The organism is Mycobacterium celatum (genome assembly GCF_002101595.1).
Taxonomy (GTDB): domain Bacteria; phylum Actinomycetota; class Actinomycetes; order Mycobacteriales; family Mycobacteriaceae; genus Mycobacterium; species Mycobacterium celatum.
Map to the genome: position 1 here is coordinate 97,819 of NZ_LQOM01000030.1, position 24,760 is coordinate 122,578.

The window sequence follows — 24,760 nt, forward strand, 5'->3', positions numbered from 1 at the left end:
ATTGGCGATGGACGAGCGCATGGACGTGGTCGACACCGTCACCGAGGAGGTGACGATCCAGCTGGACCGCCGCACCACCGTGGTGCCCTATCGGCCGGGCAACACCGTTTTGCAAACCGCCCGAATGGCCGGGCTGGCTGCGCCGTCGTCGTGCGAGACCGGTTCGTGCGCAACATGTATGGCCCGGCTGGTCGAGGGCAGCGTGCGGATGATCAACAACGACGCGCTCACCGACGACGACGTTGCCGACGGCTGGGTGCTGACCTGTCAGTCGCTGCCGACGAGTCGCACGGTACGGGTGGTCTATGAATAAGTCGCAGCGAGTCGCGGTGGTGACCGGCGGCGCCTCGGGCATGGGCGAAGCGACCTGCCACGAGCTGGGCCGCCGAGGCCACAAAGTCGCCGTTCTCGACATCAACAGCCGAGCCGCGCAACGGGTTTCCGATGAGCTGCGCGCTGCCGGGGTCACCGCGCTGGCGGCCGAGGCGGACGTGAGTGACCGGCGCGCCGTCGAGGAGGCGTTCGCGAAGGTGCGTAGCGAACTGGGCCCGGTGAGCATCCTGGTCACCAGCGCAGGCATGGTGGGTTTCGCGCCGTTCGCCGACATCACCCCGGAAGCCTGGCAGCGGATCATCGACGTCAATCTCACCGGTACGTTTCACTGCTGCCAGGTGGCGCTGCCGGACATGGTGGCCGCGGGCTGGGGCCGCATCGTGATGATCTCGTCGTCGTCCGCCCAGCGCGGCTCCCCCGGCATGGCGCACTACGCCAGTTCCAAGGGCGCGCTGATCACGTTGACGAAATCCCTGGCGCGCGAGTACGCGCCGGCGGGCATCACCGTCAACAACATCCCACCGTCGGGCATCGAGACGCCAATGCAGCGCCAGTCCCAGGCTGAGGGCAACCTGCCGCCCAACGAGACCATGGCTCAGACAATCCCGCTGGGACACCTGGGCACCGGCGCCGACATCGCGGCGGCCGTCGGGTTTCTGTGCTCGGAGGAGGCCGGGTTCATCACCGGTCAGGTGCTCGGTGTCAACGGCGGGGCAGTGATGTGACAGGAGGTTCCCATGGCGCGATGGCCTAAACCGTCGGAAGGCAGCTGGACGCAGCACTATCCAGACCTCGGCACCGGCCCGATCTCGTTCCGGGACTCCACGTCGCCGGAGTTCTATGCGGCCGAACGGGAGGCGATCTTCAAACGGGCCTGGCTCAACGTCGCCCGCGTCGAGGAACTTCCCCGCGTCGGTAGCTATCTCACCAAAGACATTGCCGCCGTGGGCACGTCGATCATCGTGGTCAAGGGCAAGGACCAGACGATCCGGGCATTCCACAACGTCTGCCGGCACCGCGGAAACAAGCTGGTGTGGAACGACTTTCCCAACCAGGAAACCAAGGGCGTATGCCGGCAGTTCACCTGCAAGTACCACGGCTGGCGCTATGACCTCGACGGCACGCTGACGTTCGTGCAGCAGGAGCCGGAGTTCTTCGACCTCGATCGCGACGGCTACGGCCTGCGCCCGGTGCACTGTGACGTCTGGAACGGGTTCGTCTTCGTCAACTTCGATTCCGAGCCGCGGCAGACCCTGCGGGAGTTCCTGGGCCCGATGATCACCGCGCTCGACGACTATCCGTTCGACAAGCTCACCGAGCGCTACGACTGGGTCGCCGACAACAACAGCAACTGGAAGATCTTCGCCGACGCGTTCCAGGAGTATTACCACGTGCCGTCGCTGCACCCGCAGCAGGTGCCGCCCGCGGTGCGTGACCCCAACGCCGGCTTCGAATGCGCCCACTTCCAGATCGACGGGCCGCACCGGCTGGTGTCCACGGCCGGAACCCGCCGCTGGCTGCTGGCACCGGAGTACATGTATCCGATCGAACGGGCAACGCGCAGTGGGCTTGTCGGCCCGTGGCGGACTCCCGATCTCGGTGAGCTGCCGGCCGGGCTCAACCCGGGCGGCATCGAGCCGTGGGGCATCAGCAACTTCCAGATCTTCCCGAATCTGGAGATCCTGATCTACGGCGGCTGGTATCTGCTCTACCGGTATTGGCCGACGTCACACAACACGCACCGGTTCGAGGCCTACACCGCGTTTCACCCCGCCCGCACTGTGCGCGAACGCGTCGAACACGAGGTCGCCGCGGTGGTGCTCAAGGAGTTCGCGCTGCAGGACGCCGGCATGTTGGGCGGTACGCAGGCGGCGCTGGAAACCGGCGCCGTCGATGAGTTCCCGCTCAACGACCAGGAGATCCTGGTCCGTCACCTCCACAAGGTGGTCGGCGACTGGGTGGCGCAGTATGAAGCCGAACGCACACCGGTGGGGGCGGGCCATGGCTGACGCGTTCCTGCCCAGCGCCTTCGCCGAACTCGAGCCGTACGCGCAAACCTGGTGCCTGCCAACCGAAGCCGAGCGGTGGGACCGGCGGATGGCCAGCAGCATGGCCGAAATGCGGGAGTTCTACGACGCCTTCTTCCCCCGGCTGGAAGAGGCGATCGACTACTGCGACAAGTTCTCCCTGGACGACCTCCCCGAGGATGCACTGAACCTGCTGCACCTGATCTATTCGCTGATCATGGTCGCGATGGCGGTGGAAATCATGCATCAACCTCGACCCACCGACGCCGCTGACGCGGTGATGGTCCGCATCGGCGAGCCGGTGCCATGAGAGAGGACAGCCGATGAGTCTGCTCACCGTCAACAAGCTCACCGCGTCGGTGGGCGCCGAAGTCAGCGGCATCGACCCCGACCGGCTCGCCACCGACGACGTGCTCGCCGAGGCGGTACTCGCCGCGCTGGAGGACAACGGGGTGCTGGTCTTCCCCGACCTGCATCTGAATCCCGAAGCGCAGGTGGCGTTTTGCCGTCGACTCGGCGAGGTGGACCATTCCTCCGACGGCCATCATCCGGTGCCGGGCATCTACCCGATCACCCTGGACCCGTCGAAGAACTCCTCGGCGGCATATCTGCGCGCCACCTTCGACTGGCACATCGACGGCTGCACCCCGATGGGCGACGAATGCCCGCAGAAGGCCACCGTGCTCTCCGCGGTGCAGGTTGCAGAACGCGGCGGCGAAACCGAGTTCGCCAGCACGTACGCGGCTTACGACGCGTTGAGCGATGACGAGAAGCAGCGGTTCGCGTCGCTGAGAGTCGTTCACTCCCTGGAGGCCTCGCAGCGGCGCGTCACGCCCGACCCCACCCCGGAGCAGCTGGCGCGCTGGCGGGGGCGGCCCACCCATGAGCATCCGCTGGTCTGGACACACAACGACGGCCGCAAATCGCTGGTGCTGGGCGCGTCGGCCGACTATGTCGTGGGCATGGACCTCGAGAAGGGCCGAGCGCTGCTGGCCGAGCTGCTGGAGTGGGCCACGACACCGGACAAGGTCTACAGCCACCGCTGGTCGGTCGGCGACACGGTGATCTGGGATAACCAGGGCGTGCTGCACCGCGCGGCACCTTACGACCCGGACTCGCCGCGAGAGATGCTGCGCACGACCGTTCTTGGCGACGAACCGATTCAGTAGCCGCGACGCCGGTTCTCCTTGAGGTAGGCGGAGTTGCGGGTGACGTACCAGGTGGCGAGTGGACGCGCAAGACGGATGAACGGCGCCAGCAACCCGAGTTCCTTTTTCATGTCGTCCAGTTGCTCGTCGAGTCCTCGCGTCTGGTACTGCAGGAGGCGCTGACTCTCCTCGGTGTCCACCCAGTCGCCGAAAAAGCGAGGCGGCGTGGTGCGGATGAAGGCGTCCATGGGAATGCGGCCGATTCCGATCGCACTCATCACCGCGTTGACGAAGTCGTAATAGATCATGCGGCAGTTCGCGCCGCCGGCTATGTACACGGTCTTTCCGATCGATCCTTCACAAGCCACGGCGCGAGCGAATGCCGTTCCGGCGTCGTCGGGATGGAGGAACTCGAACCGCGCGTCAGGGCTGAACTCGAACATGATGCTCGGATCTTGCGCCTGCAAGTGGATCGGCGTCACAGCCGCAAGCCGCAGTATGCTCCACCGCAGCCGTGACTCCCGGATCGCTTGCTCGCACAAGGTCTTCTGGCGCCCATACTCGTCGGTTGGGGAAACGGGTGTGTCGACGCGAAGCGGCGGCTCGCGATCCTGCACGTCGCCGAAGACGCCCTGCGACGACGCGAAGACAAGCCGGTTGGCGGTGGGCGAGGCCTCCATTTCCGCGATGAGGTCGTGCGTCGCGTCGAGGTTCACCTTCCGCGCCAGATCGGGCACCCGTTCTGAATAAGGAGGAATGATGGCCGCCAGATGGATCACTGCCTCCACGCCATCTAGTGCGTGCCTGATCGATTCCCGACGGGTGATGTCGCCCCAGGCGAAGTGCACTCGACCGTTGAAGCCGGCGGCGAGTTTGCGTGCCCTGCGAGAGTCGAGGTCGAAGGCGACGACGTCGTGGCCCTCGACAAGCAGCGCCCGCAATGCGGAAAGGCCGATGTTGCCCAGCGCGCCTGTCAACAACACCTTCATCCATGACCTCGCGACGGTTTCGGGGCGGCAAGTTCCTGCAGAGAAGACAAGAACAACTCGTCCATCTGGGGGCTCAAGTCGGCCAGGGTGGGGGCGCTGGCGAAGCTGGCGGAGCCGAAGACGCGTTGCAGCACATCGGTTTCGGTGCTGGCACCGATGGAAAGACACAGGCAGGCAACGCCTTCGGAGCGGAGCTCTTCGAGCGCCTTGTGGGCGTCGGCTTCGGCGTAACGACCTTCGTAGCCGTCGTCGTAGGGGAAGCCATCCGAGAGGACGAGCAGCAGCCGATTCGGCGTGCCTGCCTCGGTTTTGAGTATTTCGCCGGCGCCACGGATGCCGGCGCCCAGACGGGTGTAGCTGGCCGGTTCGAGCTGGTTGAGCCGGGCCCGTCCGACCGCGCCGAAACTTTGGTCGAACGTCTTGATGACCGGCAGATGCACAGCGTGGCGGCCGTGCGACCGAAATGCGTAAACGGCGACGCGGTCACCAAGCTCTTCGAGTGTGACGGCCAAAGTGGCGGCCGCCCGTCGCTGATGGTCGTGCACCGCAAGGCCGTCCGGATCGGCATCCACGGCGGACCCCGAGGCGTCGATTAGAATGAGCACGCCGAGATTGCGGGCCAGTTTGCGGCGTTCCAGGTAGACGTGTTCGGGTGGAGAAAAGCCGGATTGCAGATCGACGAACAGGTCGATGAGCGCCTCGATGTCGAGGTCGTCCCCGTCGGTGCGGCCGCGCAGGACCTTCGGGCCGAGCCCGACACGAGCCAAGCGACGCCGCAGCACATCGTCGTGCGCCACAGCGGCATTGGAGACGTCGGCGGCGACGGTCAGTGGAAAGTCGACGACCCGGCACCAATCAGGCTTGTACCGGTCGTTGAAGACATCCCATTCCGGATACAGGGCGCCGCCCACGCCCATCGCAGCACCGGGCTTGCCGTCATTGCTGAATTGGATCCGGGTGGGCAGCGGACGAGCATTCGGTCCGATCTGCTGCACGCGCCGGGTTGAGCGCACTGTCATCTCGGCCCCCGCGGCGGCCTCTTCGGGGGAACGTGAACCGCCGAACATCTTGCGGAAATAGTCAGACATCGACTGGTTGCGCACGAGCGGACTTTCGAAAAGTTTGAGGATCTTGCTCTCCCCGGACTTCCCGCCGTCGTCGTCTTCGTCGTCGTCCTCCGATTCGGGCATGTCGACGGGGTCGAACTGCAAGTGGAGGTCTTTGTCGGTGGCCTGCCCGCCAGGCCCAGCAGGCGCGCCAATCAAGCGGGAGGGTTTGATGACACCGAACCACTGCGGTGGATCGGCAACTTTGGTTCGGCTCTTGGCCACCTCGAGTGACTCATCGGCGGTCGCGGTGCTGGGTCGTTTGTCCGGGAGGAGCGCGGCGTCGAGTGGGATCTGCCGGGCGAGTTCGGCGAGAACCCGCTGACCTTCGAGTGCCAGGTAGCGGCGCGCCAATGTGGTACGTGCGCGCAGTCCCTTCACCAGTCGCGGATCGAGGCTGCCCGCGCCGAGAAGCGCTGCCTGAACGACCATCTCGCGGCGCTGCTCCTCGACAGAAGCGCGCGCCGACACGAAGATGAACTGGCCGTCGGTGTGCGGGGGCTGCCCGGCGGGCGCCTCGGTGACTTCGACGGACCTGCCGGCGAGGTAGGTGGCGACCAGTCGAAACCTGTTGGGGCTGCTGCGATCCGACGCGGTCACGTCCGGGGCAGGACAGTGTTGACGAGTTCGTCGAGCGCTCGGATGACGTCGTCGTCGTCGGAGAGCACCTGGACGACGGCCGCGTGGACGGCACTGCGCAGGTTCAGTCCTTCGGCCGCGAGGCCGCCGGCCAGAATCAACAACCGAGTGGAGGCCACTTCGCGCAAGGGTGAGCCGTCGAGGTTTCGGATGGCGTACGCGAGCTTGACCAAGGCACGTGCGGTCTCGGTGTCGATCCCGGCTTCGTAGGCAACCACTTCGGTCTCGACTTCGGGGGACGGGTAGCCGAGCTCGATGGCGACGAAGCGCTGACGGGTCGACTCTTTGAGGTTCTTCAGGACGCTCTGGTAGCCGGGGTTGTAGGAGATCACCAGCTGGAATCCGGGCGCCGCCTTCAACGTCGTGCCGAGCCGATCGACCGGCAGCTCACGGCGGTGATCGGCGAGCGGATGGATGACCACGGTGGTGTCCTGGCGGGCTTCCACGACCTCGTCCAGATAGAAGATGGCGCCTTCTCGCACCGCGCGGGTCAACGGCCCGTCTACCCAGACCGTCTCACCGCCCTTGAGCAGGAATCGGCCGACCAGATCCGCCGACGTCATGTCCTCGTGGCCCGCAACGGTGATCAGGTCACTGCCCAGCTGGTGGGCCATCGCCTCCACGAATCGTGTTTTCCCGCAGCCGGTGGGGCCTTTCAGCAACACTGGCAGGCCGCGGCGGGCCGCAGCGCGGAAGATCTCCACCTCGTCGCCGACGGCACGGTAGAACGGCGCGTTCGAGACGGAGCGAACCGCTGTGGGTTGACTGTTCAACAATTACTTACCTCGCTCGAGCGGAACGTTTTGGGGAAGCTTTGCGCCCCCGGGGAGGACAAGCTCACCGTGGTGGTTGATGTAGCCGGAATTCGACAGGGGTACCGGCAGCGAAGGATCGGGGCACCGCCGATCGGTGTCCTCACCGCAGATGCCCATCAGGAAGTATGAGCGCTTCAGGATGTCGTCGGGCCAGGGATCTTGGTGCATGGCGAACCACTGCGCGGGAAGGTTGTAGAAGACGAAGAAGAAGGCGCTGCACGCCGCGAAGATCGCCAGGAAGCGGGTGAGCTGCTGTTTGGCGAAACCGCCTCGCACGCGGTCGAGTCCACGCTCGACGAAGGTCCGGCCACGGTCGTCGGTGAAGTAGCGCAGGCAGCACAGGCCGGCCTGGACACCACCCCACATCAGCCCTTCATAGAGCGGCCACTGGTAGTAGGTGCCGGCATTGACCGACAGGGCCCGAATCGCACCAGGGTAGGTGAAAAGCCCCATGGGCATGAGGAACAGGCCCTCGATGACGAAATCGAAGACGAAGGTCCAGGCGATCACCACGCCGATCAAGCCGACGGTGTTGATGTTGGGCCACCGCTGCTTGGCTTTGCGCATGACCCAGCAGCCGAGCATCGTGCACAGCAGGACGAAGAAGTAGCCGGGAGCGTTCATCAGGAACGGTTCGGCCATCATGGCGCCCGGTTTCCCGAACGACACCCAGCCCGGAATGTCCTGCACCCACGAGCCGCGGTTCCACATCCAGGTGTTGTACGTGCTCCACGTGTTGAAGTAGTTCAGCAGCGGATCCTGAAAGAACAGCAGGCCGCACGAGATCAGGAGCATGCCGTCCAGGGTGATTCGCCGCTCTCGGCGCCAGGGCCGAATGATGAACCACCAGAAGGCAATCGGGAGCCCGACGACGATCACGGTGGTCCAGGTGAAAAGGATCGCCTTCATGAACGCCGGTGGATCACTCGGTCCCGGAGGGACCCGCTCGAAATTGGGCCCGGTGATCCAACGGATCCACGCATACAACTGGAAAGCCAGAATCGCGCCCCCGGCGATGGCCCAGATCCGCACGGGCTTGGCTTTGGACTGAGGTTGGGCGCTGAGCGAGGTCGTGTCACCGAGCGACTCGGTGACAAAGGGCGCGCTCTTCTTGCTCGACAGTTCGGTCACGGCACTGTCTCCTTCTGGATGGGCGTGAACGATAATATACCTATCAGTATCTAAGCGACCAATGGGCTTCTCAGATTCTGTGACACAATCGTGGGCATGGTTGAGCGCTGGACACGGGAGCGACGCCTCGAGCACACCCGTTCGCTTCTGCTTGATGCCGCGGAGGAGGTGTTCGCCGAAAAAGGATTCATGGCGGCGTCCCTCGACGACATCGCCCACGCGGCGGGTTACACGAAAGGTGCCATCTACAAGCACTTCACAACCAAGGAAGACCTGTTCCTGGCAGTGAGCGACCGGTACTGGCGCCGTTATTTCGACAACTTCGCCGAGGTGATGTCGAAAGCGACCCAACTCGGGGCGCGCGAGCTCGACGAAATCGCCGAACGCTGGCGACAACTGAGCCGTGACCGGGGCGCCGAGCATGCGGCGTTGGGACACGAGTTCACCCTCTACCTGCTTCGCAACCCCGACGCACGAAAACGGGTGGCCGCCAAGAGATCAGAAGTCGTCGAAGCGCTGGCGAAGTTCATCGTCGAGGGCATCGACCGGCTCGGCGCAGCGCTGCTCATCCCCCCGCGAACATTCGCCCAGGTACTCGTGGCCACCACTGACTCCGTCATGCTGGGCAGCCAACTCGATGATGTCGATCTCTTTAGGCCGACCCTGGAGATGTACGTATCGGTTATCAAGCTGCCCTGACTGGTCAACCCAGCATCGACGGCACCATCGCCTCGATAAGGTGTGGCCCCGGTTCGGCCGAAGCCGCCCGCAGCGCATCGGCGAAGTCCTCGGCGGTGCTGACCCGTCGTCCAGGAACTCCCATTCCCTCGGCGATCTTGACGAAATCCATTGCAGGACAGGTCAAGTCGAGCAGCTGGCGCGCCTTGGGGCCGGGCGCACCCTCCGCGCCGACCCGCTGTAACTCGAGGCGCAGGATGTCGTAGGCGCCGTTGTTGTAGACGACGGTGGTGACATCGAGGTTCTCCCGCGCCTGCGTCCACAGTCCCGAAATCGTGTACATCGCAGACCCGTCGGATTCCAGGCAGAGCACCGGGCGATCCGGTGCGGCCACCGCGGCGCCCAACGCTGCGGGGATGCCGTAGCCGATCGCGCCGCCGGTCAGGGTCAGCCAATCGTGTGCCGGGCACCCGGCGGTGGCGGCGGCCAGCAGCAGACCAGAGGTGTTGGACTCGTCGACGACGATTGCCCCTTCCGGCAATAGCGCGCCGATCACGTCGGCCGCGGAAGCGACGGTCAGCGACCCGGTTGGCAGTTGCGGGCGCGACGGCGCGGCAAGCGGGGCCGCAGTGTCGGGGGCCATCTCGTCGGCTAAGGCTGTCAGGGCATCGGCTGCACCGGTGTGGCCGGCGAGCACGTGCACCTCGCAGCCCTCCGGTACCAGGTCACTCGGCTTGCCCGGGTAGGCGAAAAACGATACCGGTGAAGGTGCTCCGGCCAGTATCAGATGTTTGGCGCCTTCCAGTTGCGTGGCGACCGCCTCGGCGAAGTATGCGAGCCGCTCTACCGCCGGCAGGCCGGCGCCGCGCTCCAGCCGGGCGGGGAAGGTCTCGCAGTACCAGCGGGCCCGCGAGGCGGTCGCGACTCGGGCCGCCGCGGTCAACCCGGCAGCGCGGGTGGCGTCGCCGCCGATCAGGATCACCGTGGGTTCGCCGGAACGCAGTACTTTGGCCGCCGACTCCACCGCATCCGTGTCGACTGTCGAAGGAGTAGCGGCGTCCGGCATCCTGCGGCCGGCCTGCGCACCCTCGGTCCACGAAATGTCCGCCGGCAGAATGAGTGTGGCGACCTGTCCCCCGCTTCGGCCGGCGGCGACGGCCTCAGCAGCGTCAGACGCGACATCGCCGTCGGATCGACGCACCCAGCCCGACACGCTGCCCGCGAGCGCGTCGATGTCGGATTCCAGTGGCGCGTCGTACTTTTTGTGATAGGTGGCGTGGTCGCCGACGACCACCACGACGGGCACCCGGGCGCGGCGGGCGTTGTGCAGATTCGCCAAGCCGTTGCCCAGCCCGGGGCCCAGGTGCAGCAGCACCGCCGCGGGACGGCCGGCGATGCGGGCATAGCCGTCGGCCGCACCGGTGGCGACTCCCTCGAACAGAGTCAGCACGCCGCGCATTTCGGGCACGGCATCCAGCGCCGCGACGAAATGCATCTCGGACGTCCCGGGGTTGGCGAAGCACGCGTCGACCCCGCGGTCAACCAGAGTATTGATCAGCGCATGAGCACCGTTCATGCGTGCAGTCTTACAGATGCGCTGCGGGCACGCGCTTCAATGCCCCCGCTCGAAGGGCACGACCGGCGGAACCCTAACCCCGTCGGGCATCACCAATTGGCCGTCGACATCGACGTAACCGGAGCGTTTGGTCGGTATGGGCAAAGCCGGGTCCGGGCATGGCTTGTCGGTCCCGTCGCCGCAGATGCCGCCGTTGAAGTACGAGCGCTTCTGGTGGTCTTCGGGCCAGGGGTCGGCGTGCATGCCGATCCATTGCGCGGGCACGTTGTAGAAGAAAAAGAAGCACGCGCTGACCCCGGCGAAGATCGCCAGAAGCCGGGTCAATTGCTGCCTGGCGAATCCACCTCCAACGTGGTCCAGTCCGCGCTCGACGACGGTGCGGCCGCGATCGTCGGTGAAGTAACGCAGACAGCACAGTGCTGCCTGCACGCCTCCCCACATCAATCCCTCGTACACGGGCCATTGGTAGTACGTGCCGGCATTGATCGACACGGACCGGATGGCACCGGGATAGGTGTAGAAGCCGATCGGCAGCAGGACCAGGCCTTCCATGACGAAGTCGAAGACGAAGGCGATCGCGTAGGTGGCCACGATCAGCCGAAGGTTGCTGATATTGGGCCAGTGCGCCTTGATCTTTCGCATGAGCCAGCATCCGACGATGGTGATCAGCAGGACTCCGTAGGCGTATCCCGGCGCGTTCGTCAGCAGCGGTTCGGCCACCTGATGACCCGGTTCCTCCGGCGACACCCAGCCCGGAATGTGCGAGGACCAAGAACCCCGGTTGAACAGCCAGGTGTTGTAGGTGCACCAGGTGTTGAGGTAGTTGAGCAACGGATCCTGGAAGAACATCAGGCCCATCGACACGACGAGCATGCCGTCCAACGTGATTCGCCGCTCGCGGCGCCACGGCCTGATGAAGAACCACCAAAGGGCGAACGGCAGGCCGACCCACAGAACGATGGCGTTCGCCATCAGTGGCACTTTCATGTACATCGGCGGATCGTTCGGCCCGGACGGCACCCGCTCGAAATAGGGGCCGCTGATCCAGCGGATCCACACGTAGAGCTGGAGCGCCAGCAGTGCACCGCCGATGACTGCCCAGATCTGGACGGGCTTGACCGGAGGTCGTACCTGGGCGCCGAGTTCGGCTGCCCCGCCCAGCGACTCGGTGACCGAAGGAGCTTTCTTCTTGCTCGACAGATCGCTCATGACGCCGTCTCCTCGTAGCAGCCGCTCTTCGCCGACAGGGCAGCCATTGGCTACCGTGACCATCGGTAATATACCGATGAGTATCTATACGGCCAAGGAGTATCTCAGATTCTGAGGATCACTTGTCGGCTTGGCTGAGCGTTGGACGCGAAAGCGACTCTCAAGGAGGTCGACCTCTACCGGCCGATCGTGGAGATGTGGTTGGCGTGCCGCTCGTCGGCCGGGCGGGCCTCGGTCTGCTCCTTGGCCCAGCGGTAGTCGGGCTTGCCGGCCGGCGACCGCTTGACCTCGTCGACATACCAAAGTGCCCGCGGCACTTTGTATCCCGCGATCTCGCTCCGCACGAACTGGTCTAGTTCGGCCAGCGACGGATGCATGCCGGGGCGCGGCTGCACGACGGCGGCCACGCACTGGCCGTACCGCTCGTCGGGAACGCCGACCACCAGCGCGTCGAACACGTCCGGGTGGCCCTTGAGCGCGGCCTCGACTTCCTCGGGGTAGATCTTCTCCCCGCCGCTGTTGATCGACACCGACCCGCGACCGAGCATGGTGACGGTACCGTCGGCCTCCACCTGCGCGTAGTCGCCGGGGATGGCGTAACGGACGCCGTTGATCACCTTGAAGGTGGCCGCCGACTTCTCCGGATCCTTGTAATAGCCGACCGGGACGTGTCCGCGTTTGGCGATGACCCCGCGCACCCCCGAGCCGGGCTTGACCTCGTTGCCGTCCTCGTCGAGCACCACGGTCCACTTGTCGATGGTGACCCGCGGCCCGCCGGTGTGCGGCTCGCCCTTGGCGACCACGCTGGTGCCGCCGAATCCGGTTTCCGACGAGCCGATCGAGTCCGTGACGACCCGATTGGGCAGCAGCTCGAGCAGTTTCTCCTTGATGCTGGGCGAGAACAGCGCCGCGGTGCTGGCCAACAGGAACAGCGACGACAGGTCGTAGTCGTTGTTCTTGAGCAGCGCGTCGAGCAGTGGCCGCGCCATCGCGTCACCGGTGAAGAACAGCAGGTTGACCTTGTGCTTGTGCACAGTCCGCCAGACCTCGTCGGCGTCGAATTCCGGTGCCAGCACAATGGTTCCGCCGGAGAACAACGCCATCCAGGTCGCCGACTGCGTGGCGCCGTGGATCATCGGCGGAATCGGGAAGCGGACCATCGGCGGCCCGGCGGCGGCCTGCTTGGCCAGGTCATACTCGTCCTTGACGTATTCGCCGGTGGCGAAGTCGGTTCCGCCCAGCAGCACCCGGTAGATGTCCTCGTGGCGCCACATCACGCCCTTGGGGAAGCCGGTGGTACCACCGGTGTAAAGCAGGTAGATGTCGTCGGCGCTGCGGGGGCCGAAATCGCGCTCCGGCGAACCCTTTTCGAGCGCGGAGTAGAACTCGACGCCGCCGTAGCGCTGGTAGGCCCCTTCCCCTACGTCACTTTCGTCCTCGACCACGAGGATCGTCTTGACATTCGGGGTGTCCGGCAAGACGTTGGCGACGCGGTCGGAGTACTGGCGCTCGTGTACCAGCGCCACCATGTCGGAGTTGTCGAACAGGTAGCGCAGTTCGCCCTCGACGTAGCGGAAGTTGACGTTGACCAGGATGGCGCCGGCCTTGACGATGCCCAGCATCGCGATCACGATCTCGATGCGGTTGCGGCAGTACAGGCCGACCTTGTCGTCCTTCTTGACGCCCTGGTCGATCAGGTAATGCGCAAACCTGTTGGCCTTCTCCTCCAGCTGGCCATAGGTCAGCTGGTCGTCGCCACAGATCAGGGCGACGCGGTCAGGCACGGCGTCGATGGCATGCTCGGCTAAGTCGGCAATGTTCAGGGCCACGGACCCCAAATTAGAACGTGTTACATTTCCTGACAAGTCTGGGGTCCTCTGGCAGGAAGGCGAACACCGGTGAGCGAGTCCGAGAAAGAACCCGACGCCCTGGTTGAGCAGCGCGGACACACCCTGATCGTCACGATGAACCGGCCGTCGGCGCGCAACGCGCTGAGCGGCGAAATGATGCAAATCATGGTCGAGGCGTGGGACCGCGTCGACAGCGATCCCGACATCCGCTGCTGCATCCTGACCGGGGCCGGCGGCTACTTCTGTGCCGGCATGGACCTCAAAGCGGCCACCGCCAAGCCGCCGGGTGAGTCGTTCAAGGACGGCAGCTACGACCCATCGCGCATCGACGCCCTGCTCAAGGGCCGGCGGCTGACCAAGCCGCTGATCGCCGCCGTCGAGGGCCCGGCGATCGCGGGTGGCACCGAGATTCTGCAAGGCACCGACATCCGGGTGGCCGGCGAAAGCGCCAAGTTCGGCATCTCCGAGGCCAAGTGGAGCCTGTATCCGATGGGCGGCTCGGCGGTAAGACTGGTCCGCCAGATCCCGTACACCGTCGCCTGCGATCTGCTGCTGACCGGACGGCACATCACCGCCGCCCAGGCCAAGGAGATCGGCCTGATCGGACACGTCGTTCCCGACGGGCAGGCGCTGACCAAGGCTTTAGAGATAGCCGACGTGATTTCTGCTAACGGCCCGCTGGCCGTGCAGGCCATCCTGAAGTCCATCCGGGAAACCGAGGGCATGCACGAGAACGAGGCGTTCAAGATCGACACCCAACTCGGCATCAAGGTCTTCCTGTCCGACGACGCCAAGGAAGGCCCGCTGGCCTTCAAGGAAAAACGCGCGCCGCAGTTCAAGGGCCGCTGAGGCGTCCGCTCCTCCGCCGAACGTGTACTCAGGGCGGGATTCGGGCGATTTTTCCGCCGTGAATGCACGTTGGACGACGTGTCGGTGCCCGTGGGCAGACTGCCGCCATGGGGGAACCGTTCATTGGCAGTGAAGTCCTGGCTTCTGGTCAGCTGACCCGCCACGCGCTCAGAAGCAAGTGCGTCGCGATTTATCCGGATGTCTACGTGCCAGCCGACACCGAGGTCACCAGTGTGCAGCGCGCTCGCGCCGCCTGGCTGTGGTCCCGGCGGCGCGGTGTGATCGCCGGCCACTCGGCTTCGGCTTTGCACCGCGCCAAATGGGTTGATAACCGGGCACCGGCCGCGTTGCTGTACGACTATCGCCGGCCGCCCAACGGTATTCGCACCTGGTCGGATCGTGTCGACGACGACGAAATCCAACTGATCGCCGGCGTGTCCGTCACGACGCCGGCACGAACCGCCCTCGATTTGGCATGTCGCAACCCGGTCAGTAAGGCCGTGGCCGCCATCGATTCCCTTGCCCGCGCAACACACCTCAAAATGGCCGACGTCGAACTACTGGCCGACCGTTACAAGGGCCGACGCGGTATCCGGCGAGCCCGTATCGCACTCCCCCTCGTCGACCCGGGCGCGGAATCGCCGCGCGAGACGTGGCTGCGGCTATTACTCATTCGCGCGGGCTTTCCACCGCCAACGACCCAGATTCCGGTGTATGACGAGTACGGGCAACTCATCGCCGTCATCGACATGGGCTGGGAACACATCAAAGTCGGCGTCGACTACGAGGGCGACCACCACTGGATGAATCGACGGCGCTTCTACCACGATATCCGGCGCGCAGACGCGGTGACGGAATCTGGGTGGATCGACATCCGGGTGACGGCAGAGGACACCGAAGCCGGCATCATCCGGCGAGTGTCGGCGGCGTGGGATCGCCGAACGTGTAGTGAGGGCGGAATTTCGACCGATTTTTCGCCCTGAGTACACGTTCGGCGATCAATGGAGCACGGGTTCGCTCGGCGTGAACACTACCGGCATGGATTCCAGGCCGCTGACGAAGTTGGCCGGCCGCAGCGGCAACCTGTCGGCGGCGGCCAGCCGCAGATCCGGCAACCGTTCCAGTACCCGCGACGTCATCAGCGAAAGCTCCAGCCGGGCAAGCTGATTACCCAGGCAGAAGTGGGTGCCGAAGCCAAAGGCCATGTGGTTGTTGGGGTCTCGGCGGATATCGAACTGCTCCGGGTTGTCGAACACCGACTCGTCGAAGTTCGCGGACTCGAACAGCAGCATCATCTTCTCGCCCTGCCGCAACTGGGTGCCGTGAAATTCCGTGTCGGCGGTCAATGTTCGGCACATATTCTTCACCGGCGACGTCCACCGCAGCATCTCCTCGATGGCGCCGGGCAACAGCGACGGGTCGGCCAAAAGTTGTTCCCACTGGTCGCGGTTGCGCAACAGCTGCTCGGTGCCGCCGGACAGGGTGTGCCGGGTGGTCTCGTCGCCGCCGATCAGGATCAGCAGCGTCTCGAAGACGATCTCGTCGTCGGACATCCGCTGCCCGTCGACCTCGGCGTTCACCAGGATCGAGAACAGGTCTTCGGTCGGTTCCGACCGGCGCTTGGTGATGATGCCCTTCGTGAATTCGGTGTACGCGGCGAAAGCGTCCATCACCGCTTGGAATTCGGCCGACGTCGGGTCGAGATGCGAACTCAGCCCGGTGACCAGGTCGTCCGACCATTTCAGCAGCATCCCGCGGTCTTCGGGCAGCACCCCGAGCATGTCGCCGATCACCGCCATCGGCAGCGGCGCGGCGATATCGCGGACGAAGTCACACTCACCGCGCTCACACACCGCGTCGATCAGCGTGTCACACAACCGCGCAATCGACGGCTCCTTCTCGCGCACCCGCTTGCGGGTGAAGCCCGCGTTGACGAGCTTGCGCCGCAACAGATGTGCGGGATCGTCCATGTCGATCATGTACGGCATCCCCGGCTGGTCCGGCCGGATGCCGCCGGTGGAAGAGAACAATTCGGGATTGCGTTCGGCGTCGATGATCGCCTGATACGTCGTCGCGGCCGCCAGGCCGTTGCGGTCCCGGAAAACCGGTTGATTGGCCCGCATCCAGCGATATGCCTCGCGGGCTCGCCGGCCGTCGGCGTAGAAAGTGCCATTGGTCAGATCAACGTCTGGAATCGTGACCGTCATCTACTAACCTCCAGATATGCCTGAATCACAACACACCATCGCCGGAACGGTGCTGACCATGCCGGTCCGGGTTCGCAAGGCTGACGTGCATACCGCGATGTTCTCGGTGGACGCCGAGGCGGCGCAGCGGCTCATCGACTACAGCGGCCTGCGGGTCTGCCAGCATCGGCCTGGCCGGGCCATCGTCAACCTGATGCTGGCCCGCTACATCGACGGCGATCTCGGGCAGTACCACGAATTCGGCACCGCCGTGATGGTCAACCCGCCAGGCTCGACGGCCAGCGGCTGGCGGGCTTTCAAGGATGCCGCGGCGTTCATCCACCACCTGCCGGTCGACCAATCGTTCACCCTGGAAGCGGGCCGAACCATTTGGGGTTTCCCAAAGATCATGGCGGACTTCACCGTTCGCGAGGGACGCACGTTCGGGTTCGACGTCAGCGCCGAAGGCTCGCACATCGCCGGCATCGACTTCGGCCGGGGCCTGCCGGTGCCGTCGATCTTCACTTCGCGCGAACAGGTGCTCAAGACCTACACCTACGCCGACGGCACCACCCGCGAGGTGCCGTGGGAGATGAGTGTCAGTGGGCTGCGCGGTCGGCCCGGCGGGGCGACGGTGCGGCTCGGCGACCATCCGTACGCCAAGGAGCTGGCGTCGCTGGGCCTGCCGAAGCGCGCGATGGTGTCCGGGTCGGTTGCCAACGTGGGAATGTCGTTCGGCGACGCGCATGTGCTCCACTGACCGCACCACCATCCGGCCAATTTAGAACGTGTTCTAACCGGACCGCAACGGTCAGATCAGCGAGGCGAGCTCGCGAATCTGCTCGGTGCTGCGGCCGGATACCACCATCATGGTCACGCCGGCGGCTTCCCAGGCCTTGATCTGCTCACGCACGTAGTCCAGGTCGCCGACGATCGCCGCGTCGTCGATGACCTCGTCCGGGATGATCTCCGCGGCCTTGTCCTTCTGGTCGCCGCGGAAGAGCCTCGTGACCTCGTCGACGACCTCGGCGTAGCCCATCCGGCGGTACACGTCGGCGTGGAAGTTCGTGTCTTCGGCCCCCATCCCGCCCATGTAGAGGGCGATATATGGCTTCATGGCCGCGAAGGCGGCGGCGCGGTCATTGGTGATGACGATGTTGGCCGTCGCGCAGATCTCGAAGTCTTTGCGGCTGCGGCGCGCCCCTGGCCGGGCGAACCCCTCGTCGAGCCACTCGTTGTACATGTCGGCCAGCCGGGGCGTGTAGAAGATCGGCAGCCAGCCGTCGCAGATCTCGGCGGCTAGCGCGACGTTCTTCGGCCCCTCGGCACCCAGCAGGATCGGGATGTCGGCGCGCAGCGGATGGGTGATCGGTTTGAGTGCCTTGCCCAGACCCGTTGTGCCGTCGCCGGTTAGCGGCAGCGGGTAGTGGGGGCCGTCGCTGGTCACCGGCTTCTGCCGGGCCAGCACCTGGCGCACGATGTCGATGTACTCGCGGGTGCGGGCCAGCGGCTTGGGAAAGCGCTGGCCATACCAGCCCTCGACCACCTGCGGGCCGGAGACCCCCAGGCCCAGCATGTGCCGGCCACCGGAGAGGTGGTCGAGCGTCAGCGCTGCCATCGCGCAGGCGGTCGGGGTGCGCGCGGACAGCTGGACCACCGAGGTGCCCAGCCGCACGCGTCGGGTCGACGCCCCCCACCAGGCCAGCGGGGTGTAGGCGTCCGATCCCCATGCTTCCGCGGTGAACACGGCGTCGAAGCCGGCGTCCTCGGCCGCGGCGACCAGTTCACCGGCATTCTCCGGCGGCTGAGCACCCCAATATCCCAGCTGCAGTCCCAGCTTCATCTCCGGCTCCTTGCTCAGATTCTTAGAACCTGTTCTACTCGAAGGCGTGACATCAAGTTCAACTAGCCCGCCGCTGATCGACCACCCTGAGCCGCCTCTCTCGGCGCCGCTGACGCTGTCCTTTGACTACACCCGTTCGGTCGGTCCCACCCTGGGCAAATTCTTCACCGCCCTACGCGAACGCCGCATCCTTGGGGTGCGCGGATCCGATGGCCGGGTGCTTGTGCCGCCGGCCGAATACGACCCGGTCAGCTACGAACCGCTGGGCGAGATGGTACCGGTGGCTGCCACCGGGACCGTCGAGTCCTGGACGTGGCAGCCGCAGCCGCTGGAGGGGCAGCCGCTGGATCGGCCGTTCGCCTGGGCGCTGATCAAGCTCGACGGCGCCGACACCACGCTGCTGCACGCCGTCGATGCGGGGGCGCCCGACGCGATCAGCCGCGGCACCCGGGTGCATGTGCATTGGGCCGACGAGCCGGCCGGCGTGATCACCGACATCGCCTACTTCCAGCTGGGTGACGAGCCCGAACCGGAGGGCCAGCCGGACAACCGAGATCCGGTTTCCATAATCGAGACGCCGATCAGCCTGACGATTCAGCACAGCGCGTCACAGCCGGAAAGTGCCTATCTGCGTGCGCTGCAGGAAGGCAAGCTGCTCGGTGCTCGCACCGGCGAAACAGGCAAGGTGTACTTCCCGGCGCGCGAGGCCGACCCCGCCACCGGCTTGGCGCTCGACAACTACGTCGAGCTGCCCGACAAGGGCACGGTGACGACGTTCGCCATCATCAATATCCCGTTCGCGGGCCAGCGCATCAAGCCGCCCTATGTGGCGGCCTACGTGCTGCTCGACGGCGCCGACATCCCATTCCTGCACCTGGTCACCGACATCGACGCATCCGAGGTTCGGATGGGCATGCGGGTCGAGGCGGTATGGCGGCCCCGCGAGGAATGGGGTTTGGGCATCGACAACATCTCGCATTTCCGGCCCACCGGCGAACCGGACGCCGACTACGACACCTACAAGCACCACCTGTAAAGGCTGTTATGAGTATTCGTGATGTAGCCGTGGTGGGGTTCGCCCACGCCCCGCACGTACGCCGCACCGACGGCACCACCAACGGCGTCGAAATGCTGATGCCGTGCTTCGCCAAGCTCTACGAGGAGCTCGGCATCACCAAGGCCGACATCGGGTTCTGGTGCTCGGGCTCCTCGGATTACCTTGCCGGACGGGCGTTCTCGTTCATCTCGGCGATCGACTCGATTGGCGCGGTACCGCCGATCAACGAGTCGCATGTCGAGATGGACGCCGCCTGGGCTTTGTACGAGGCGTACATCAAGCTGCTCACCGGCGAGGTCGACACCGCGCTGGTGTACGGGTTCGGCAAGTCCTCGGCCGGCGTGCTGCGCCGCATCCTGTCGCGCCAGACCGACCCCTACACCGTGGCGCCGCTGTGGCCGGACTCGGTGTCGATGGCCGGGCTGCAGGCCCGCTTCGGGCTGGACGCCGGCAAGTGGACCGCCGAGCAGATGGCGCAGGTGGCGCTGGACTCGTTCGCCCACGCCGAGCGCACCGACTCGGAGAAGCCCGCCAAGAGCATCGGCGAGTTGCTGGCCCGGCCGTACTTCGCCGACCCGCTGCGCCGCCACGACATTGCGCCGATCACCGACGGGGCGGCCGCGATCGTGTTGGCCGCCGACGGCCGGGCCCGCGAACTGCGCGAAAACCCGGCCTGGATCACCGGTTTCGACCATCGCATCGAGACGCCGGTGCTGGGCGCGCGCGACCTTACCAGTTCCCCGTCGACGGCGACGTCGGCGCAGACGGCGACCGGAGGCGACGCCGGCTCGATCGACGTCGCGGAAATCCACGCGCCGTTCACGCACCAGCACCTGATCCTCACGGAGGCGATCGGTCTGGGCTCGTCGACGCGCGTCAATCCCTCCGGCGGCGCGCTGGCCGCCAATCCGATGTTCACCGCGGGCTTGGAGCGCATCGGGTTTGCGGCGCAGCATATTTGGGACGGCTCGGCGCAGCGGGTGCTGGCTCATGCCACCAGCGGGCCTGCGCTGCAACAGAATCTGGTCGCGGTAATGGAGGCACGATGAGCAAACAGTTAGCCGCGGTGCTCGGTACCGGGCAGACCAAATACGTCGCCAAGCGCCACGACGTGTCGATGAACGGCCTGGTGCGTGAGGCGATCGACCGCGCGCTGGCCGACTCGGGTTCGACGTTCGACGACATCGACGCCGTCGTGGTGGGCAAGGCGCCGGACTTCTTCGAGGGCGTGATGATGCCGGAGCTGTTCATGGCCGACGCCGTGGGCGCCACCGGCAAGCCGCTGATCCGGGTGCACACCGCGGGTTCGGTGGGCGGATCCACCGGTGTGGTGGCGGCAAGCCTGGTGCAGTCGGGTCAATACCGCCGCGTGCTGGCGATGGCCTGGGAAAAGCAGTCGGAGTCAAACGCCATGTGGGCGTTGAGTATTCCGGTGCCGTTTACCAAGCCGGTGGGAGCGGGCGCCGGTGGTTATTTCGCGCCGCACGTACGTTCTTATATCCGTCGATCGGGCGCGCCGACGCACATCGGTGCCATGGTCGCCGTCAAGGATCGGCTGAACGGCGCCAAGAACCCGCTTGCGCATCTGCAGCAAGCCGACATCACGCTGGAGAAGGTGATGTCGTCGCAAATGCTCTGGGATCCCATCCGATACGACGAAACCTGCCCCTCGTCCGACGGCGCCTGTGCGCTGGTCATCGGCGACGAGCAGACCGCCGACCAGCGGGTCGCCGACGGCCATCCGGTTGCCTGGATCCACGCCACCGCGTTGCGCACCGAGCCGCTGGCGTATTCCGGCCGCGACCAAGTCAACCCGCAGGCCGGCCGCGACGCCGCCAAGGCGCTGTGGAAGGCAGCGGGCATCACCAGCCCGATCGACGAGATCGACGCCGCCGAGATCTACGTGCCGTTCTCGTGGTTCGAGCCGATGTGGTTGGAAAACCTGGGATTTGCGCCCGAAGGCGAAGGCTGGAAGCTCACCGAGGCCGGCGAAACCGCCATTGGCGGGCGGCTGCCGGTCAATCCGTCCGGCGGCGTGCTGTCGTCGAACCCGATTGGCGCATCCGGCCTGATCCGGTTCGCCGAGGCGGCCATCCAGGTGATGGGCAAGGGTGAGGCACACCAGGTTCCGGGGGCGCGCAAGGCGATGGGCCACGCCTACGGCGGTGGCTCGCAGTACTACTCGATGTGGGTGGTGGGGGCCGACAAGCCATGAAATACACGTGCAGCATCGCGATGGGCCCGATCGACCAGCTGACCGAGCTGGCGAAGGCCACCGAAGAGGTCGGGTTCGACGCGATCGCGCTGCCGGATTCGCTGTTCTACATGGAAAAAGCGGCTGCCGATTACCCGTACACCCCGGACGGCTCGCGGATGTGGGACGAGAACACCCCCTGGGTGGACCCGCTGATCGCCGCCGCCGCAATGGGCGCGGTCACGTCGACGCTGCGTTTCTACACCAACGTGATGAAGCTCGGTTCGCGTAACCCGCTGCTGCTGGCGCGTCAGGTCGGCTCGGTGGCCAACCTGACCGGTAACCGCTTCGGGTTTGGTGTCGGAATAGGCTGGGCACCTGAGGAATTCGAGTGGTGCGGAGTGCCATACAAGCGGCGCGGCGCCCGCGTCGACGAGATGATCAAGGTCATCAAGCTGGTGCTCGGCGGCGGAATGGTCGAATTCCACGGCGAGTTCTTCGATTTCGACCGGCTGCAGATGAGCCCCGCACCGTCGGAACCCGTGCCGTTCTACGTCGGTGGGCACACCGACGTAGCACTCAAGCGGGCTGCCCGGGTCGGCGACGGCTGGACCAGCGCGATGATGACCGCCGACCAGCTGGCCGAAACCATCGGAAAGCTCAACGCCTTACGGGCCGAATACGGCCGTGCCGACCAGCCGTTCGAATTCCAGGCGGTGTGCATCGACAAGTTCGGCGTCGACGGGCATCGGCAGTTGGCCGAGATCGGCGTCACCGACAACATCGTAATCCCGTGGCTGATGGACGGGTTGGGCTTCGACGCGCCGCTGGACAAAAAGAAGGACTCGCTGAAGCGCTTCGCCGACACCTATATCCACTCGGGATGGCAGGACAGATGACCGACAACGCGGCTCACGAGGCCGGAAGGCGTTCCCGCGAGGCGGTAATCGCGCGCGACAAAGACGCGTGGCTGGCGGTGTTCGCCGACGACGCGATCGTCGAGGACCCAATCGGACCGTCGCATTTCGACCCGGAAGGCAAAGGCCACCGCGGCCGCGACGCGATCTCGGCGTTCTGGGACAAGGCGATTGCGCCGACGGACAAGATCGAGTTCAACTTCGTCGACACCTTCCAGTGCGGCAACGAGGAAGCCAACGTCGGCAGCATCGTGATCACGACGGCCGGCTATCAGGTCACCGCCGAAGGGGTGTTCACTTACAAGGCCGACGACGACGGCAAGTTGCTGGCACTGCGCGCGTATTGGGAAGTCGATCGTGCGACCGCGTCGGCCCGCAAGATCTAGAGCGGCTCCAGGCCGGTCAGATAGCGCCGGGCCAAGTCCTGGTATGCCTGGGGATTGACGTTCACCCACGTTTCGGCGCTGGTCCCCGCAATCGGGCCCTTGACGGTGGCTGGCGCTCCGACCACCAGCACCTCTTCCGGGATTTTCGTGCCGGCCACCACCAGCGCGCCCGCCGCAATCAGGCTGCGCGCCCCGATCACCGCGCCGTCGAGCACGGTGGCATGGTTGGCGATCAACGCCTCCGCGCCGACGTGCGCGCCGTGGATGGTGCACATGTGCGCGACGGTCGCTCCCGGGCCGATGTCGACGGGAATGCCCGGCGGGGCGTGCAACACCGACCCGTCCTGTACGTTGGCGCCCTCACGCACGATGACCGGCGCGTAGTCGCCGCGCAGCACGGTGTTGAACCACACCGAGGCACCGGCCTCGACGGTGACGTCGCCGATCAGCGTGGCGGTGGGGGCGACGAACGCGGTGGGATCGACCTTCGGCGACCGGCCCTCGAATGCGAATAGCGGCATCGTTCAGATATACCGCAGGACGGGTCATCGCAGACCGGCGCGGCCTTCGTTGCGCGATCCGACAGAAAAACTGTAACGTGTTCTAGTTAGAGACATCGAGTTGGAGGCGTCATGGCTACCGAGACCGCCGGCATTCGCGAAATCGACACCGGCACCCTGCCCGACAGGTACGCCCGCGGCTGGCATTGCCTTGGCCCGGTCACGAACTATCTGGACGGCAAGCCCCACGGGGTCGAGGCGTTCGGCACCCATCTGGTGGTGTTCGCCGACTCGCATGGCGACCTGAAGGTTCTCGACGGCTACTGCCGGCACATGGGCGGCAACCTCGCGCAGGGCACGATCAAGGGCGACGAGGTCGCTTGCCCGTTCCACGACTGGCGCTGGGGCGGCGACGGCAAATGCAAGCTGGTCCCCTACGCCAAGCGCACTCCGAAGCTGGCCCGCACCCGGGCCTGGCACACCGACGTGCGCGGCGGGCTTCTGTTCGTCTGGCACGACCACGAGGGCAACCCGCCGCAGCCGGAAGTGCGCATCCCCGACATTCCCGAGGCCTACAGCGACGAGTGGACCGACTGGCGCTGGAATTCGATGTTGATCGAGGGCAGCAACTGCCGCGACATCATCGACAACGTCACCGACATGGCGCACTTCTTCTACATCCACTTCGGCCTGCCGACGTACTTCAAGAACGTCTTCGAGGGCCACATCGCCTCGCAGTACCTGCACAACGTCGGGCGCCCCGACGTCGACGACATGGGCACTACTTACGGTGAGGCGCATCTGGATTCGGAGGCCAGCTACTTCGGCCCGTCGTTCATGATCAACTGGCTGCACAACAAATACGGCGACTACAAGGCCGAGTCGATCTTGATCAACTGCCACTACCCGGTGACTCAAGATTCGTTCGTGTTGCAGTGGGGGGTCATCGTCGAAAAGCCCAAGGGCTTGGACGACAAGATGACCGACAAGCTGGCCACGACGTTCACCGAAGGCGTCAGCAAGGGCTTCCTGCAGGACGTCGAGATCTGGAAGCACAAGACCCGCATCGACAACCCGCTGCTGGTCGAGGAGGACGGCGCCGTCTACCAGATGCGGCGCTGGTATCAGCAGTTTTACGTCGACGTCGACAAGGTGACGCCGGATATGACGGACCGCTTCGAGATCGAGGTCGACACCACAGTCGCCAACGAGCGCTGGCACGTCGAGGTGGAGGAAAACCTCAAGCGCCAAGCCGAGTCAGAAGGACAACCGACTCAGGTCCCGGGGTGACCGACCGCGACGAACCGCCTGACGTCGACCGGCTTGC

Annotated in this window: 24 protein-coding genes and 1 pseudogene; 15 read left to right on the forward strand and 10 right to left on the reverse strand. The window is 65.4% G+C overall.

The features are described 5' to 3' along the window. Window positions 1-34: 34 nt before the first annotated feature. From AWB95_RS13085 to AWB95_RS13105, 5 genes and pseudogenes are all read left to right on the forward strand, one after another. Window positions 35-313, forward strand: a pseudogene (locus AWB95_RS13085) (2Fe-2S iron-sulfur cluster-binding protein); the annotation flags it as partial. Then, window positions 306-1,058: an SDR family NAD(P)-dependent oxidoreductase gene (locus tag AWB95_RS13090; RefSeq protein ID WP_062538478.1), complete on the forward strand. Its 753-nt coding sequence runs from the start codon at window positions 306-308 to the stop codon at window positions 1,056-1,058. The pseudogene AWB95_RS13085 and the gene AWB95_RS13090, both read left to right, overlap by 8 nt. A gap of 12 nt (window positions 1,059-1,070) precedes the next feature. Then, on the forward strand, window positions 1,071-2,342 hold the full coding sequence (locus AWB95_RS13095) for an aromatic ring-hydroxylating oxygenase subunit alpha (protein ID WP_062538479.1): 1,272 nt from the start codon (window positions 1,071-1,073) through the stop codon (window positions 2,340-2,342). Next, window positions 2,335-2,670 (forward strand): hypothetical protein, encoded by a 336-nt coding sequence (locus AWB95_RS13100; RefSeq protein ID WP_062538480.1) that lies wholly within the window; start codon window positions 2,335-2,337, stop codon window positions 2,668-2,670. Before AWB95_RS13095 ends, AWB95_RS13100 begins: the two co-directional genes overlap by 8 nt. Before the next feature lie 13 nt (window positions 2,671-2,683). Beyond that, entirely contained in the window at window positions 2,684-3,529 is an 846-nt protein-coding gene (locus AWB95_RS13105; protein WP_062538481.1) for a TauD/TfdA dioxygenase family protein, read from the forward strand. Here AWB95_RS13105 and AWB95_RS13110 read toward each other — a convergent pair. The 4 genes from AWB95_RS13110 to AWB95_RS13125 are packed head-to-tail and all read right to left on the reverse strand — an operon-like array spanning window position 3,523 to window position 8,188. Beyond that, complete coding sequence (locus AWB95_RS13110) at window positions 3,523-4,497, reverse strand: NAD-dependent epimerase/dehydratase family protein (protein WP_062538482.1); 975 nt, start codon at window positions 4,495-4,497, stop codon at window positions 3,523-3,525. The two genes, AWB95_RS13105 and AWB95_RS13110, sit on opposite strands and share 7 nt — an antisense overlap. Next, window positions 4,494-6,203, reverse strand: a complete 1,710-nt coding sequence (locus AWB95_RS13115; protein ID WP_062538483.1) for a nitric oxide reductase activation protein NorD — start codon at window positions 6,201-6,203, stop codon at window positions 4,494-4,496. Before AWB95_RS13115 ends, AWB95_RS13110 begins: the two co-directional genes overlap by 4 nt. Continuing rightward, window positions 6,200-7,015 carry a CbbQ/NirQ/NorQ/GpvN family protein gene (locus tag AWB95_RS13120; RefSeq protein ID WP_232315480.1) on the reverse strand — a complete coding sequence of 272 codons (816 nt, stop codon included), beginning with the start codon at window positions 7,013-7,015 and terminating at the stop codon, window positions 6,200-6,202. Before AWB95_RS13120 ends, AWB95_RS13115 begins: the two co-directional genes overlap by 4 nt. A 3-nt stretch (window positions 7,016-7,018) precedes the next feature. Next, window positions 7,019-8,188, reverse strand: coding sequence for a spirocyclase AveC family protein (locus tag AWB95_RS13125; protein WP_062538485.1), 1,170 nt, complete (start codon window positions 8,186-8,188; stop codon window positions 7,019-7,021). 96 nt (window positions 8,189-8,284) lie between these two features. On the opposite strand from AWB95_RS13125, the gene AWB95_RS13130 reads away from it, so the two are divergent. Then, complete coding sequence (locus AWB95_RS13130; RefSeq protein ID WP_062538527.1) at window positions 8,285-8,887, forward strand: TetR/AcrR family transcriptional regulator; 603 nt, start codon at window positions 8,285-8,287, stop codon at window positions 8,885-8,887. Between the two features lie 4 nt (window positions 8,888-8,891). Here the strand turns inward: AWB95_RS13130 and AWB95_RS13135 are convergent, their stop codons facing one another. The 3 genes from AWB95_RS13135 to AWB95_RS13145 all read right to left on the reverse strand — a co-directional run bounded on the left by AWB95_RS13135 (window position 8,892) and on the right by AWB95_RS13145 (window position 13,489). Next, window positions 8,892-10,442, reverse strand: a complete 1,551-nt coding sequence (locus AWB95_RS13135; RefSeq protein WP_062538486.1) for an acetolactate synthase large subunit — start codon at window positions 10,440-10,442, stop codon at window positions 8,892-8,894. A 36-nt stretch (window positions 10,443-10,478) separates the two neighbouring features. Continuing rightward, entirely contained in the window at window positions 10,479-11,651 is a 1,173-nt protein-coding gene (locus AWB95_RS13140; protein ID WP_062538487.1) for a spirocyclase AveC family protein, read from the reverse strand. A gap of 176 nt (window positions 11,652-11,827) precedes the next feature. Then, complete coding sequence (locus AWB95_RS13145) at window positions 11,828-13,489, reverse strand: acyl-CoA synthetase (protein WP_062538488.1); 1,662 nt, start codon at window positions 13,487-13,489, stop codon at window positions 11,828-11,830. 60 nt (window positions 13,490-13,549) lie between these two features. On the opposite strand from AWB95_RS13145, the gene AWB95_RS13150 reads away from it, so the two are divergent. Together AWB95_RS13150 and AWB95_RS13155 are read left to right on the forward strand one after the other, a co-directional pair. Continuing rightward, on the forward strand, window positions 13,550-14,350 hold the full coding sequence (locus tag AWB95_RS13150) for a crotonase/enoyl-CoA hydratase family protein (protein ID WP_062538489.1): 801 nt from the start codon (window positions 13,550-13,552) through the stop codon (window positions 14,348-14,350). Between the two features lie 107 nt (window positions 14,351-14,457). Then, the gene (locus AWB95_RS13155) at window positions 14,458-15,333 is read left to right on the forward strand and encodes a type IV toxin-antitoxin system AbiEi family antitoxin (protein WP_062538490.1); all 876 of its coding nucleotides are present in this window, start codon (window positions 14,458-14,460) and stop codon (window positions 15,331-15,333) included. 15 nt (window positions 15,334-15,348) lie between these two features. On the opposite strand, the gene AWB95_RS13160 is transcribed toward AWB95_RS13155, so the two are convergent. Next, the gene (locus tag AWB95_RS13160; protein ID WP_062538491.1) at window positions 15,349-16,557 is read right to left on the reverse strand and encodes a cytochrome P450; all 1,209 of its coding nucleotides are present in this window, start codon (window positions 16,555-16,557) and stop codon (window positions 15,349-15,351) included. A 16-nt stretch (window positions 16,558-16,573) separates the two neighbouring features. Between AWB95_RS13160 and AWB95_RS13165 the strand changes: the two genes are divergently transcribed. Beyond that, window positions 16,574-17,296, forward strand: coding sequence for an acetoacetate decarboxylase family protein (locus AWB95_RS13165; protein ID WP_062538492.1), 723 nt, complete (start codon window positions 16,574-16,576; stop codon window positions 17,294-17,296). Window positions 17,297-17,347: 51 nt separating this feature from the next. On the opposite strand, the gene AWB95_RS13170 is transcribed toward AWB95_RS13165, so the two are convergent. After that, entirely contained in the window at window positions 17,348-18,379 is a 1,032-nt protein-coding gene (locus AWB95_RS13170) for an LLM class F420-dependent oxidoreductase (protein WP_062538493.1), read from the reverse strand. Window positions 18,380-18,425: 46 nt separating this feature from the next. Here AWB95_RS13170 and AWB95_RS13175 point away from each other — a divergent pair, with 46 nt between their 5' ends. The 5 genes from AWB95_RS13175 to AWB95_RS13195 are packed head-to-tail and all read left to right on the forward strand — an operon-like array spanning window position 18,426 to window position 22,933. Next, on the forward strand, window positions 18,426-19,415 hold the full coding sequence (locus tag AWB95_RS13175) for a Zn-ribbon domain-containing OB-fold protein (RefSeq protein ID WP_062538494.1): 990 nt from the start codon (window positions 18,426-18,428) through the stop codon (window positions 19,413-19,415). An 8-nt stretch (window positions 19,416-19,423) separates the two neighbouring features. Continuing rightward, the gene (locus tag AWB95_RS13180) at window positions 19,424-20,485 is read left to right on the forward strand and encodes a thiolase domain-containing protein (RefSeq protein ID WP_062538495.1); all 1,062 of its coding nucleotides are present in this window, start codon (window positions 19,424-19,426) and stop codon (window positions 20,483-20,485) included. Continuing rightward, on the forward strand, window positions 20,482-21,651 hold the full coding sequence (locus tag AWB95_RS13185) for a thiolase domain-containing protein (protein ID WP_062538496.1): 1,170 nt from the start codon (window positions 20,482-20,484) through the stop codon (window positions 21,649-21,651). The genes AWB95_RS13180 and AWB95_RS13185 overlap by 4 nt, the downstream gene beginning before the upstream one ends. Beyond that, on the forward strand, window positions 21,648-22,529 hold the full coding sequence (locus AWB95_RS13190) for a TIGR03619 family F420-dependent LLM class oxidoreductase (protein WP_062538497.1): 882 nt from the start codon (window positions 21,648-21,650) through the stop codon (window positions 22,527-22,529). Before AWB95_RS13185 ends, AWB95_RS13190 begins: the two co-directional genes overlap by 4 nt. Next, window positions 22,526-22,933 carry a nuclear transport factor 2 family protein gene (locus AWB95_RS13195; protein WP_062538498.1) on the forward strand — a complete coding sequence of 136 codons (408 nt, stop codon included), beginning with the start codon at window positions 22,526-22,528 and terminating at the stop codon, window positions 22,931-22,933. The genes AWB95_RS13190 and AWB95_RS13195 overlap by 4 nt, the downstream gene beginning before the upstream one ends. Here AWB95_RS13195 and AWB95_RS13200 read toward each other — a convergent pair. After that, complete coding sequence (locus tag AWB95_RS13200; RefSeq protein WP_062538499.1) at window positions 22,930-23,454, reverse strand: gamma carbonic anhydrase family protein; 525 nt, start codon at window positions 23,452-23,454, stop codon at window positions 22,930-22,932. The genes AWB95_RS13195 and AWB95_RS13200 overlap by 4 nt on opposite strands. A 111-nt stretch (window positions 23,455-23,565) precedes the next feature. Here AWB95_RS13200 and AWB95_RS13205 point away from each other — a divergent pair, with 111 nt between their 5' ends. Then, the gene (locus AWB95_RS13205) at window positions 23,566-24,723 is read left to right on the forward strand and encodes a 3-ketosteroid-9-alpha-monooxygenase, oxygenase component (protein WP_062538500.1); all 1,158 of its coding nucleotides are present in this window, start codon (window positions 23,566-23,568) and stop codon (window positions 24,721-24,723) included. Window positions 24,724-24,760 lie beyond the last annotated feature (37 nt).